This is a genomic window from Allostreptomyces psammosilenae (assembly GCF_013407765.1).
GTDB lineage: Bacteria > Actinomycetota > Actinomycetes > Streptomycetales > Streptomycetaceae > Allostreptomyces > Allostreptomyces psammosilenae.
The window spans coordinates 100,844-113,766 of record NZ_JACBZD010000001.1 but is presented as its reverse complement, the minus strand read 5'-3'; the positions used below and the strand labels follow the sequence as shown (position 1 = coordinate 113,766).

Genomic DNA, 12,923 nt, shown 5'->3' with positions numbered 1-12,923 from the left:
TCAGGACCCGGCGCCGGCGGCCGATCGGGCGCCGGTGACCGCCTCGGCGTCGCCGCCGGAGCCGGCGTCGGTGCCGGAGGCGGCGCCCTGGTCCGTCGAGTCGTCCGGGGCGGCCCCGCCGTCGGTCCCGCCGGTGGTCTCCTCGGTGCCGGGGGTGTCGGCGCCCTCGGTGGGGGCGGCGCCGGTGTCGGTGCCCGGCCCCGGGCTCCCGGTGGCCTCCTCGGGCTCCTGGTCGTCGCCGGTGTCCTGGCCGGTGTCGCCGGCGGAGCCGTCGGAGGGCGCCGGGGAGGGCGTGGCGGCCGGCTCGCTCCCCGCGGAGGAGTCCGGGTCGGTGGGGGTGGCCGAATCCGAGGAGGCGGCCTCCGGCTCGGCGGACGACGGCTCCGGGTCCGGCTGGTCGCCGCCGGAGCCGGTCGGGTCGGCGGAGGGGGACGCCGGGTCGGACCCGGTCCCCGCGGGCGGCTCGGGCCGCGAGTCGCCGCCGGACCGCCACACCGAGGCGATGGACGGCCCGTCGGCGCGGTCGGTGCCGAACCAGCTGGCCATGGAGCCGCCCGAGGCGACCTCCAGCACGGTGATGCCGACCACGGCGGTCAGGAAGACGGCGGCCGCGGTGGTCCCCCGGCGTCGCCAGCCGCCGGCACCGCTCCGCTTCCCGACGGCGCACTCCGGCGCGGCGGGCCCCTCGCCCGGCTCCCCCACCACCGGCAGCGGCAGGGTCTCGCCGGGGGCGGCCGGCGCGGTGGCGCGCCGATGACCGGCGGTCCGGCCGAGCCGGCTGCGGGCGCGGGTGAACGCGTGCTGGATGGTGGCGGTGCCGATCGTGGCGCACACGCTCACCACCGCGGCGCCGGCGAAGGTGCCGTACACGCCGAGGCCGGAGGCCGCCACCGCGCCGATGACCGCGGCCAGCGCGCTGGCCGTCACCTGGGTGGGGCTGAGCTCCAGTTTGGTCCGCTTCTCCTCGTCGTCCATGTCCTCCCTCAGGTTCCCTCGCTCGGCCGGAGCCCGAACGGGCGATTTCCATCAGATAGGAACGATGGCACGTGACTAACGTTCCAAAAGCGGACAATCTGTGAATCAAATCACCAATTGTTCTGTCACGTCACATCTGTCGCGGATCACATTCCGACCGGACGCCAACTCCCGCCCCGTCAACTGCCCTGCGGCAACCCGCCGTCCATCGCGATGCTCCCCACTTCATGGGCCGAATGGAGTACTGTGGGTACGTCTGGACCGCCGACGGCTCCACGGATCCGCCCACAGCGCCGAGAGCCCCGGACGGCACCCAGGACGGTCAGGCATTGTCGAGGAGGGGAGCGAACCGGTGCGGTGCGGTCGGCACCGGAACCGGCACAAGCTCGTAACCGTGCCACACCACGCGGTCGGTCGTACAGCGGCGACACGCCGGGTCACCGGCCAAGGTGGTGGCGGGTCGGGCCCGGGCAAGTCACACTCGTAACAGGAGTAGCGACACAGGTGACGTCGGCAGGCACCACCCGGGAGGTCCCCATGCCCGAACTGCGTGTCGTGGCCGTCAGCAACGACGGCACACGGCTGGTGCTGAAGGCTGCCGACAACACGGAGTACACCCTCCCGATCGACGAGCGGCTGCGCGCCGCCGTCCGCAACGACCGCGCCCGGCTCGGCCAGATCGAGGTCGAGAGCCACCTCCGCCCCCGGGACATCCAGGCCCGGATACGAGCGGGCGCCACCGCCGAGGAGGTCGCGCAGCTCGCCGGCATCTCCGTGGAGCGGGTGCGGCGTTTCGAGGGGCCGGTCCTCGCCGAGCGCGCCTTCATGGCCGAGCGGGCCCGCAAGACGCCGGTCCGCCGGCACGGCGAGAGCAGCGGGCCCCAGCTGGGCGACGCGGTCGCCGAACGGCTGCTGCTGCGCGGCGCCGACCGGGACAGCGTGCAGTGGGACTCCTGGCGGCACGACGACGGCACCTGGCAGGTCACCCTGTCCTTCCTGGCCGGCGGCGAGCAGCACCTGGCGACCTGGACGTACGACCCGCCCCGGCGGCTGGTGCAGGCCAGCGACGACGAGGCGCGCTCCCTCATCGGGGAGACGCTGGAGGCCGTCGAGCCCAGCTACCCGTTCGTGCCGAGGATCGCCCGGCTGCCCCGGGTGGACCGCTCGGTTCCCCGGCCGGACCGCTCCGGCGAGCGGACCGCGGCCGGCGCCGTCGCGGACCCGGCGCGCGAGCAGGTCGACCTCCCGGACGAGGACCACGACGCGCTGACCAGCCTGCTCGACGTGGTGCCCGGGCTGCGCGGGGAGATGGCGGTGCCGGACGGCGCCACCGAACCGGTCGAGTACCCCGAGACGGCAGAGCAGCCGCCGGCGGTGGGCGCCGGCTCCGCCTACGCGGACGTGCTGATGCCGCGTTCGGTCAGCCCGCACCGGGAGCGCCTGGTCGGCACCACCGACCGGCAGGCCGAGGCGGACGGCGTCCTGCCCGGCCGCCGGGCCACCGTGCCGAGCTGGGACGAGATCGTCTTCGGTTCCCGCCGCAAGAACCAGGACTGACGCACCGCCGGGGCCGCCCTCCCCGACCGCCGCGCGCCGCGCGGAACGGTCGGCGACGGGCGGCCCCGTGCCGTGTACCCGGCCCCTGCCCGGCAGGCACTGCCCGCCGGTGCCCTACCCCCGCTCGGGCCCGGTGGCGACCGGCCGGTCCCCGGACGCCGTCCACTCGCTCCACGACCCGACGTACAGGGCGGCCGGCACGCCCGCGGACCGCAGCGCCAGCACCTCCAGCGCGGCGAACACCCCCGAGCCGCAGTAGGCCCCCACCCGCGGCTCCGCCTCGGGCGCCGGCCGGGCACCCCCCGGCTCCGCCCCCGACCGGCGGGCCACGTCCGCCGCGTCCGGGCCGGCGCCGCGGGGAGCGGCGTCGATGGAGGCCGACTCCTCCCGCGCGGAGACCGTCAGCTCCCACGGCACCCCGGCCGCCGTCACCCGCTCCACGAACCGGCTGACCAGCGTCTCCGGGGGCAGCACCCGCCCCATCGGGTCCAGCAGCTCCCCCGCCGGCAGGTTGATCGCCCCCGGCACGTGCCCGGCCACCGGGTCCACCGGCTCCACCTCGCCCCGGTACCGCTCCGGGGCCCGGGCGTCCAGCAGCAACCCGCGGCCCGCGGCCAGCCGGGCCGCCCCGTCCGCGTCCAGCACCGGCATCCCGCCCGGCACGGCGACGAAGTCCCCCTCCGCGGCGGGCGCCGGCTCCGCGGTGAGCGGCTGCCCGGCGGCCTCCCAGGCGGCGAGGCCGCCGTCCAGCACCCGCACCGAGTGGTGGCCGAACCAGCGCAGCGTCCACCACAGCCGCGCGGCCGCCGCCGAACCGCCGCCGTCGTCGTAGACCACCACGTCCGCCCCGGCCCGCACCCCGGCGCGCCGCATCGCCGCCGCGAACGCCTCCGCCCCCGGCAGCGGGTGCCGGCCGGCGCTCCCCGGCGGGCCGCACACCTCGGTGTCGAGGTCGACGAACCGGGCACCGGGCAGGTGGCCGCGGGCGTGGCGCTCGGCGCCCTCCCCGGGGGGAGCGCCGAGCCGCCAGCGCACGTCGAGCAGGACGGGGACGCGGTCCGGCACGCCCGAGGCGAGGTCGGCGGCGAGTTCCGGCACGGAGATCAACGGCTGCATGCCGGCCATTGTGCCGCCCCGGCCGACCCTCCGGGCGGCGCCGGTGCGGCGCCGCCCGGCGTGGCGCCCCGACGGCGGCTGACCGGACGTCAGCCCTCCCGGCCGCGCCACCCGGTCGACGCTGGCCAGCGGCCCCCTCCTCCCCCATCCGTCCCTGGCGAACCACCCGATTCGAACGTCGTGGGAGTGGACGCCTCACCCCCGGGGAAGGGTGGCAGTGACCGCGGCGCCCGGAGCCGTGCCGCCCCGCCACACCCCGGGGTCGCACGCGCCCTCCCCGCCGCGAAACGCCGACCCGCCGTCACCACGGCCGGCGCGGGCGCGTCGGAGGGCACCGGCCCCCACCACGGGGCGCCCGGCCGCACGCGGTCGGAGCGCCGCCCGAGGGGAACCGCCGGCGCCACGCCTCCGGCGGCACCCCGCCCGGCGCGGCGGTGCGAGGCGGCACGGCACGTCGAGAAGCGTCCGGCGAGATCAGGTGGCAGCATCGGCTGTGGTGCTCGTCGGCGCTGACCCGAGACGAGGAGACACGGATGAGTCAGGCACCACCCCCGCGCCAGCAGGGCACCCCGTGCTGGGTGAGCCTCTCCACACGGGAACCGGACGCCGCCGAGGCCTTCTACGGCGGCCTGTTCGGCTGGACCTTCGCCCCCGGCCCGAAGGAGGTCGGGGACTACCGGGTCGCCCTGCGCGACGGCAAGCGGGTCGCCGGGCTCGCGGCCGTCACCGGCGCCCGACGGGTCCCCGTCGTGTGGACCACCTACCTGGCCGCGGACAGCGCGGACGAGATCGCCGAGCGCATCCGCGAGTGCGGCGGCACCGTCGCCGTCGGCCCGCTGGACGCCGGCCCGCACGCCCGCACGGTGCTGGCGGCCGACCCGCAGGGCTCGATGCTGGGCGTGTGGGAGGCCCACCGCATGATCGGCGCGGACGTGCTCGGCGAGCCCGGCAGCGTGGTGTGGAGCGAACTGGTGACCCGGAAGACCAGCGACGTGCTCTGGTTCTACGAGCGGGTCTTCGACCTGCACGCCGAACCGGTCCCCGAGGAGGCCGACCACGTCCACCTCGTTCCCCCCGGCGGCGACACCCCGGTGGCCGGAGTGCACGGCAGCGCGGAGGACTTCCCGGACGACGGGGCGCCGTTCTGGATGGTGCACTTCGGCACCGCCGACACCGACGCGTCGGTGCACCGCGCCGTCGAACTCGGCGGCCGGGTGCGCACCGCGCCGCACGACACCCCCTACGGCCGGCGGGCCACCGTCGTGGACCCGGCCGGCGTCCCCTTCGCGCTGATCGCCCGCTGACCGGCCGGCGACGGCGCGTTTTCCTTATTCAGGCCCAACCGATCCCGTCTGACCGATCCCTTTTTCTTTTTCCGATATCCGTCCGCGAATCCGCCCGTTGTTCCGTGCCCCTTCGGCACGGAACAACGGGCGGCGGCGCCCTCAGGTGAGTACCTGCAGCAGCGGGACCAGCTGTTCGGTGGGCGTCATCGAACCGTGCAGGCCCACCATGGAGGTCTCCCCCGGTTCGGCGCGGGAGGCCACCACGGCGACGTCCGCCCGGGCGGCGGCCACCACGTCACCGATCCGCCCGCGCACCCGGTCCGCCACCCGCGGCCCGAACCAGCCGGCCTCGACGGCCTCCTCCCGGCTGGCCACCCACATCTCCTCGCCGAGCACCTCGCTCCACACCGCGAGCACGTCCGCGGCCGCCCCCGGCACCGCGTACACGTGGCGGGCCCGGCCCTCCCCGCCGAGCAGCTCCACCCCGGCGCGCAGCTCCCAGTCCTCGTCGAAGTCGATCCGGCCCTCCTCGGGCACGTCGATCATGCCGTGGTCGGCGGTGACGTACAGCGCCGAGCGCGGCGGGAGCCGCTCGGCCAGCCGCCGGGCGAGGGTGTCCACCCGCATCAGCTGCCCCCGCCACTCGTCGGAGTCCACGCCGTGCTGGTGCCCGGCCCGGTCCAGGTCGCTGTAGTACGTGTACACCAGCGCGCGGTCCGCCCCGGCCAGCAGCGCGGCCGCCGTGTCCATCCGCTCCTCGCCGGACTCGCGCCCCAGGAACGTTCCGCCACTCAGCGCGACCTGGGTCAGCGGGGTGTGCGCGAACATCGGCAGGGAGACCTGCCCGGTGGTGACCCCGGCCCGCTCCAGCAGCCGGAACACCGTCGGGTGCGGCTGCCAGTGCGCCGGCTCCCGCCACGGCTGCCAGCGCAGCTGGTTCATCAGCTCCCGCCGGCCCCCCCGGGCCCCGGGCGCCGCCACCGTGTACCCCACCAGGCCGTGCTCACCCGGCGGCAGTCCGGTGCCGACCGACGCCAGCGAGGTCGCCGTGGTCGCCGGGAAGCCCGCGGTGATCGGCTGGCCGGAACCGGCCAGCGAGGTGTCCAGCAGGGAGGTCAGGAACGGCGCCTCCGCGGGGTGGGCCCGCAGCTGCTCCCAGCCGAGGCCGTCCACCAGGAACACGCAGACCCGGTCGGCCGCCGGCAGCCGCAGCCCGGTGGACGGCCAGGCGTCGCCGGGGCCGGCCGGGAGGTCGAAGCCGTGCACCGCGGCCGGCAGCACGTCGCACAGCGACGCCGTCCCGTAGGCCGGCACGGGGGCGGACAGCAGGTGGGGCGGGGTGGGGCGCGGGGCCGACAGCAGCGGCCGGCCGGTCAGGTCGTCCACCGGCGGATCAGTCCAGCGCCGCGAGCGCGGTGGAGAGCACCCGCGCGAAGTCCAGGGCCTCGGCCACCGCCTCCGGGCCGTCGGCCGCCTCGCTGACCCGCACCTGCACGTCGTCGCCGGCGGCCGTGCCGTGGTAGCCGTGGTCGGCCTCGCAGTTGGGGTCGGGGCAGCGCGCCGGCTCCAGGTCGATGCGGTGCTGGGTGCCCCAGGACACCGTGAGGTAGACCTCGCAGGGCAGCGCGCCGGGCTTGTGCTGCGCCGGGTCGGCCACCATGCGGTTGACCGAGATCGACTTGATCTGGTTCAGCGCCACGGACTCGCTGAGGGTGGTGGCGTACGGCTGCGGCGAGGAACCGTCCGCGCCGTGCTCGTCGGTGTGGCTCACCACGAGCCGGCTGCCGGCCAGCACCAGCACGGTGACGTGCCGGCGCAGCTCGGCGGACTCGAAGGTGGTCTCCTGGTACACGAGGTATGCGCGGACCGGTGCGCCGCCGACCGCGTCCTCCACCGCGTCCGCGACCACCGCGGGGTAGTAGCCGCTGCGCTCGATCGCGGCGCGCAGCCCCTGGGACGTGATACCGGTCTTGGCCATGGCTCTATCCTGGCATCCCCCGGGCGGTGCCGGGTCCGCCGGCCCGGGCACCGGGGTCCGCACCGCCGCGCCGGCGGACGCGCCGGGACCCGCGCGGGGCCCGCGGGAGGCGCGCCGGGGCCGGACGGCGCGCGGCGGGGGCTCCACCGGCGCGGCCGGGAACGGCCGGGCTCAGAACAGCGGCAGGGTGCGGGGCCCGAGATCCGCCCGGGCGGGGGGCGGCGCGACCCGCACCACGACGCCGCCGACGGTCACCCCGCGCCGGGCCACCCGCACCGGATCCAGCTCCACGGCGGTGACCTCGGGCAGGTCCTCCATCAGCCGGGCCAGCCGCAGCAGCAGGTCGCTCAGCGCCGGCACGTCCAGCGGCGGCCCGCCCACCTCGCCGAACAGCAGCGGGGCGGCCCGCACCGACCTGACCAGCGCCGCCACGTCCCGCTCGGTGGCCGGCAGCAGCCGGTGGCCGACGTCCCCGAGCAGGGTCCCCAGCGGCCCGGACAGGCCGAGGGAGAGCACCTCGCCGGCGACCGGATCCACCGTCGCGGCCACCCGCAGGTCCACCCGCCCCGGCGCCGCCGCGTCCGCCGGGCGGCCCTCCGGCCCGCCGCCGGGCCGGGCGGCGTCCGGCCGCGGAGGGCCACCCGGCTCGATTCCGTAGGCGGCGAGCAGCCCCGCGGCGATGGTGTCGTCGACCCGGTGCGGGCGCACCGGCTGGTCCGGCGCCGGGGCCGGACCGAGGCCGGCGAGCACGGAGCGCACCAGGGCCCGGGCGGCCGGTTCGTCCACGCCGTCGAGCCGGGGCACCTGGCCGGGCCGCTCGGCCTCGCGGCGCCAGGCCGCGTGCCGCACCGCCTCGGCCAGCGCCTGCACCGCCCGCTCCGGCGCCGGGAACACCGGGGCGAGGGCGGCGCCCCCCTCGCCCGGAGCCGGAGCCTCGCCCGGAGCCGGCGCCTCGCGCGGGCCGGTGGTCCAGGCCCGGGCCACCAGCAGCGGCCGCCGCGCCCCGCCGGGGGCGTCCGCGCGGGCGCCGCGCACGGCCCGCAGCAGCGCCCCGGCCGGATCCGGGTCCGGCCGGTCCGGGTCCCGGTGGCCCCCGTCCCGGTGGTCGGGGATCCGCTGGTCCGGGGCGGGGGCCGGCCCGGGGACGCCTCCGCCGCGGCGGTGGTCGCCGTCCGGCTCGCCGGTGGCGCCGCCGTCCCAGCCGTAGGGCGGCGCGACGACCGCCAGCACCGCGTCCACCGCCGGATCCTCCAGCGCCCGGGCGACGGCCGCGCGGACCACGTCCGGGTCCGCCGCGGTCGGCAGCTCCACCGGCGGCAGCGGGCGCAGCCCCGCGGACAGGCAGGCGTCGCGGGCGATCAGGCCGAGTGCCCCGGAGTTGCCGACGATGGCGACCCGGTCGCCGTCCGGCAACGGCTGGGACACCAGCAGGGCGACGGTGTCCAGCAGCTGGGTGAGGGTGTCCACACGCACCACGCCGGCCTGCCGGAACAGCGCCGTCACGGTCTCCTCGGGGACCGGTCGGGCCGGCACGGCGTGGCCGGCCGGCACGCTGCCCAGGTGCCGCGCCCCCTTCACCACGACGACCGGCTTGGTGCGGGAGATCCGCCGGGCGAGCCGGGTGAACTTGCGCGGGTTGCCGAAGGACTCCAGGTACATGGCGACCACCCGGGTCGCCGGGTCCTCGGCCCAGTACTGCAGCAGGTCGTTGCCGGAGACGTCCACCCGGTTGCCGACCGACGCGAAGGTGCTCAGCCCCACCCCGCGGCGGGTGGCGGCGTCCAGCAGCGCGGCCCCGATGCCGGCCGACTGGGTGAACAGGCCCACCCCGCCGGGCGCCGGGAGCCCGCGGGCCGGGGTGGCGTTCAGCCGCACCGCCGGATCGGTGTTGACCAGGCCGAAGGCGTCCGGGCCGAGCACCCGCATGCCGTGGGAGCGGGCGAGCCGGACCAGGTCACGCTGGAGCGCCCGCTGCCGGGCCTGCCTCCCCGGGGCCACCGCACCCCCACCCCCCGCCGCCCCGGCGGCACCGCCCGGGCCGGCCGCGGCGTCACCGGCGGCCGGCCCGCCGCCCGACTCCTGCGGGCGCAGCGGCAGGACGATGCCCTGCACCCCCTTGGCGCCGCACTCGACGACCAGCGGCCGGGCCGCGTCCAGGGGGACGGCCAGCACCGCCAGGTCGATCCGGCCCGGCACCTCGGCCAGCGTGGCCGTCGACTCGCCCGGCCCGACCAGGTGGACCGGCCCGGCGAAACCGGCGGCCACCAGGTTGCCGGCCAGCAGCCGGCCGAGGCCGGTGCCCGGGCCGCCCGGCCGCGCCCCGGCGACCACCGCCACCGAGGAGGGGTGCAGCAGCCGCTGCACCGACAGCGCCTCGGCGTGGTGCTCCCGGTCACGCATCACCCGCCGCAGCGCCTCGGTCGGCTCCAGGTCCAGCTCCAGGTGGTAGCTGCCGTCCACGAAGCTGCGCCGCTGGGTGTAGCCGGCGTCGGTGAACACCTTGGTCATCCGGCGGTTGCCGGGCAGCACCTCGGCGATGAAGCGGCGCACCCCGCGCTCCCGGGCCGCCGCCGCGATGTGCTCCAGCAGGGCCGAGGCCACCCCGCGGCCCTGGTGGGCGTCCTGCACCAGGAAGGCCACCTCGGCGACGTCGGTGCGCCCGCCGGCCTCGGCCGGCGGCAGCCGGTCGTAGCGCACGGTGGCGATGAACTCGCCGCCCACCGTCGCGGCCAGGCCGACCCGGTCCACGTAGTCGTGGTGGGTGAAGCGGTGCACGTCGGCGCTGGACAGCCGGGGGTAGGGCGCGAAGAACCGGTAGTACTTGGACTCGTCGGAGACGGCGGCGTAGAAGTCCACCAGGCGGCCGGCGTCGTCGGGCCGGATCGGGCGCACGTGCGCCGCCCCGCCGTCGCGGAGCAGCACGTCCGCCTCCCAGTGCGCCGGGTAGGGCAGTCCGTGGTCGTCCGGGGCCTCGGCGCCGGCACCGGCGCCGCGAGGTCCGCCTGGCTCACCGCTTCCCACGAGGCCGAGGATAGACACCGCGGCGCCCGGCGTCCCCCCGGGCGTCCCCGGGCACCGCGCGGGCGTGGAGCATCCGCCCCGCCGTGTGACACTGGTAGAGACCAATCCGGGTGACGGGGCCCTGGCGCCGAGGCCCGGTCGGTCACGCGTCCTTCGTCACTGGAAAGGCAGCACACCATGGCTGAGCGCCGTGTCACCGTCGGCTGGGCCGAGGGCCTGCACGCCCGTCCCGCCTCCATCTTCGTCAAGGCCGCCACGGCTGCCGGCGTGCCGGTCACCATCGCCAAGGCCGACGGTGCCCCGGTCAACGCGGCCAGCATGCTGGCGGTGCTCGGTCTCGGCGCGCAGGGCGGCGAGGAGGTCGTGCTGGCCTCCGACGCCGAGGGCGCGGACGCGGCACTGGACCGGCTGGCCCGGCTGGTCGCCGAGGGCCTGGACGAGCTGCCGGCCGACTGAGACCGGCTCACGGCCGGGGGCGGGGCGCGCCGCGCCGCACGCCTGGCCCCGTCGCCCGCTCCCCCACGGTCCGGTGGGTCGCCCCAGGCGATCCGCCGGGCCGTGGCGCGTCCAGGCCGCCCTCACCCGCCGGCCGTCAGCCGCCCGCCGGGCCGCCCGGCCGGCGCCACTCGGCCAGCAGCCGGCGTTTCAGCTCCGCGTACTCCCCGTCGGTCAGCTCACCGGCCGCGTGCAGGTCCGCCAGCCGCAGCAGCTCGTCGAACGGCTCCGCCTCCGGTGGCCCGTGGGTGTCCTCCGGCGGCGGGTGCGCGGACAGCCCGGCCTCCCCGGCCACCACCTGCGCCCCCGGCTCGCCCATGGCGAACGGGTTGCGCAGCTGCGCCCGGGCCGCCTCGGCCCGCTCCCCGCGCAGCCGGCGGGCGGCGGCCTCCTGCGCGGCCCGCTGCCGGCGCCGCAGCGTCGGCAGGTCGGGGGCCTGCTCGTGGCCCAGCCGGGTGGAGGTGAGCAGCCGGCCGCCCACGGAGCGGATGGCCCCGGCCACCTCGCGCGCCCAGACGTTCTCCAGCACCAGCAGCACCACCACGCTGCCCGGCTCCATCACCTCCCCGACGGCCACCAGGTGCTCCCCGGTGAGCAGCCCGACCGTGCCGCCGCCGTGCAGTTCCTCCGCCAGGTGCTGGAAACCGGGCTCGCCCTCCAGCTCGCCGGTGGTGACCCGGCCGTCCGGCTCCCTGCGCACCACCACCGCGTCCAGCGGCTCCACCGCGCCGTGCAGCAGCACCCGGCCGAAGTGCTCGGCGAGCGCCGGATCGAGGACCGTCCCGGGGAAGGCGAGCGCCATCACGTCGACCGGGCCGAGCGGCCCGGTCCGCTCGGGCGGTTCCGGCGGCGCGGGCGGCTCGGGCACGGCCGGGTCCGGTGGAGCGCCTCCCGGCGGGGGCGGCGCCGGGCCGTTCGCCATGGTCGCGGCTCCTTCCGTGCGGCTCGTTCCCGGCCGGCGCCCCGCCGCGGCGGCACCGGTGCCGGACCGAAGGCGGCGGGGGCGGCCGATGTCTCCATCGTCCGCCCCCGCCACCCGATCCGCCAGGCACGCCGGCGGCCCGGTCACCCCCCGGGGCGCCCGGGGCCGTCCACCCCGCCCGGGCCGCCGGGCCGGCCGCCGGTCGCCGCTGCCGCGGTCAGCCGCCGATCACCCGCACCTCGCCGATGCCCAGCGCCCGCACCGGCTCGGCGATCTGGTCGGCGTCGCCCACCAGCGCCACCACCAGCCGCTCCGGCACGAACGCCGCCACCACCGCGTCACTCGCCTCCCGCGTGCTGGCCTCGGCGATCCGCAGGTACAGCTCCGCCTGGTAGTCGTCGGGCAGGCCCTGCTCGATCTGGTCCGCGAAGGTGTCCGCCACCACCGCCGCCGTCTCGAACTTCAGCGGCGCCACCCCGACCAGGTTCTGCACGGCCGCGTCGCGCTCCTCGTCGGTCAGCCCCTCCGCCGCCAGGGTGCGCAGCACCGTGAAGGTGTCCTCCAGCGCCGGGGCGGTCACCTCGGTGGCCACCGAACCGCTGATCCCCAGCAGGGCGGTGGTGCGCAGCGGCTGGGCGAACGCCCGCACGCCGTAGGTGTAGCCCTTCTCCTCGCGCAGCACCGCGTCCAGCCGCGAGGTGAGCGTGCCGCCCAGGCAGTAGGTGCCGACCACCTGGGCCGGCCACACCGGATCCGAGCGGTCCGGCCCGATCCGGCCCAGCAGCAGCTGGGTCTGCACCGAGCCGGGACGGTGCACGATCACCACCCGGGTGGTGTCCGAGGCGGTCACCGCCGGCAGTGCGCCCGGGCGGCCCGGCTCGCCCTTCCAGCGGCCCAGCGTGCCCTCCAGCAGCGGCTCCAGGTCGATGCCGGTCAGGTCGCCGACCACCACCACGGTGGCGCCGGCCGGCCGCAGGTGCGTGGAGTAGAAGTCCACGACGGCCGCCCGGTCGATCCGCCGCACCGTCTCGGCGCTGCCCTGGCGCGGCCGGGAGATCCGGTCCTCGGCCGGGAACAGCTCCGCGTACAGCGCCATCGCCGCCCGCCGGGCCGGATTCGCCAGCTCGTGCTCGATCTCGTCGAGCCGGTTGGCCACCGTGCGCTCGATCTCCGGCTCGGCGAACGCCGGATCCCGCAGCGCCTCCGCCACCAGCTCCAGGGCCTGTTCCAGGCGGGACGCCGGCACCTCCAGGGACACCCGCACGCCCGGGTGGTCCGCCTGCGCGTCGATCGTCGCCCCGCAGCGCTCCAGGGCCGCGGCGAACTCCTCCGCGCCGCGGGCGCCGGTGCCCTCGGTCAGCGCCCGGGCCATGATCGTGGCCACGCCGTCCAGTCCCTCGGGCTCGGCGTGCAGCGGCGCGGCCAGCACCACCTCCACGGCCACCAGCTTCTGCCCGGGGCGGTGGCAGCGCACCACCGTCATGCCGTTGCCCAGCACCGAGCGCTCCGGGACCGGGAACGCCCACGGCGCGGCCGGGCCCGGCTGCGGCATCGGATGGAAGGTCATCGCCGG

Annotated in this window: 10 protein-coding genes; 3 read left to right on the top strand and 7 right to left on the bottom strand. The window is 77.7% G+C overall.

Translation table 11 applies throughout. The features are described 5' to 3' along the window. A complete protein-coding gene (locus tag FHU37_RS00400) occupies positions 1 to 975 on the bottom strand; it encodes a hypothetical protein (RefSeq protein ID WP_179812240.1) in 975 nt (324 codons plus the stop codon). A 504-nt stretch (positions 976 to 1,479) separates the two neighbouring features. Here FHU37_RS00400 and sepH point away from each other — a divergent pair. After that, positions 1,480 to 2,532 (top strand): septation protein SepH, encoded by a 1,053-nt coding sequence (gene sepH / locus FHU37_RS00395; RefSeq protein ID WP_179812239.1) that lies wholly within the window; start codon positions 1,480 to 1,482, stop codon positions 2,530 to 2,532. A gap of 114 nt (positions 2,533 to 2,646) precedes the next feature. On the opposite strand, the gene FHU37_RS27355 is transcribed toward sepH, so the two are convergent. Beyond that, a complete protein-coding gene (locus tag FHU37_RS27355) occupies positions 2,647 to 3,648 on the bottom strand; it encodes a sulfurtransferase (RefSeq protein ID WP_218903881.1) in 1,002 nt (333 codons plus the stop codon). A gap of 533 nt (positions 3,649 to 4,181) precedes the next feature. On the opposite strand from FHU37_RS27355, the gene FHU37_RS00380 reads away from it, so the two are divergent. Then, positions 4,182 to 4,952: a VOC family protein gene (locus FHU37_RS00380; RefSeq protein ID WP_179812238.1), complete on the top strand. Its 771-nt coding sequence runs from the start codon at positions 4,182 to 4,184 to the stop codon at positions 4,950 to 4,952. Positions 4,953 to 5,093: 141 nt separating this feature from the next. Here the strand turns inward: FHU37_RS00380 and FHU37_RS00375 are convergent, their stop codons facing one another. The 3 genes from FHU37_RS00375 to FHU37_RS00365 form a co-directional block, all read right to left on the bottom strand. Next, entirely contained in the window at positions 5,094 to 6,311 is a 1,218-nt protein-coding gene (locus FHU37_RS00375; protein ID WP_246450102.1) for an alkaline phosphatase family protein, read from the bottom strand. A gap of 16 nt (positions 6,312 to 6,327) precedes the next feature. Continuing rightward, positions 6,328 to 6,912: a DUF5998 family protein gene (locus tag FHU37_RS00370; RefSeq protein ID WP_179812237.1), complete on the bottom strand. Its 585-nt coding sequence runs from the start codon at positions 6,910 to 6,912 to the stop codon at positions 6,328 to 6,330. 171 nt (positions 6,913 to 7,083) lie between these two features. Next, positions 7,084 to 9,933: a GNAT family N-acetyltransferase gene (locus FHU37_RS00365; protein WP_179812236.1), complete on the bottom strand. Its 2,850-nt coding sequence runs from the start codon at positions 9,931 to 9,933 to the stop codon at positions 7,084 to 7,086. 177 nt (positions 9,934 to 10,110) lie between these two features. Between FHU37_RS00365 and FHU37_RS00360 the strand changes: the two genes are divergently transcribed. Next, the gene (locus FHU37_RS00360) at positions 10,111 to 10,389 is read left to right on the top strand and encodes an HPr family phosphocarrier protein (protein ID WP_179812235.1); all 279 of its coding nucleotides are present in this window, start codon (positions 10,111 to 10,113) and stop codon (positions 10,387 to 10,389) included. Between the two features lie 136 nt (positions 10,390 to 10,525). Here the strand turns inward: FHU37_RS00360 and FHU37_RS00355 are convergent, their stop codons facing one another. Both FHU37_RS00355 and FHU37_RS00350 read right to left on the bottom strand, forming a co-directional pair. Further along, positions 10,526 to 11,350, bottom strand: a complete 825-nt coding sequence (locus FHU37_RS00355) for an SHOCT domain-containing protein (RefSeq protein ID WP_179812234.1) — start codon at positions 11,348 to 11,350, stop codon at positions 10,526 to 10,528. 217 nt (positions 11,351 to 11,567) lie between these two features. Continuing rightward, a complete protein-coding gene (locus FHU37_RS00350; protein ID WP_179815913.1) occupies positions 11,568 to 12,917 on the bottom strand; it encodes a M16 family metallopeptidase in 1,350 nt (449 codons plus the stop codon). Positions 12,918 to 12,923 lie beyond the last annotated feature (6 nt).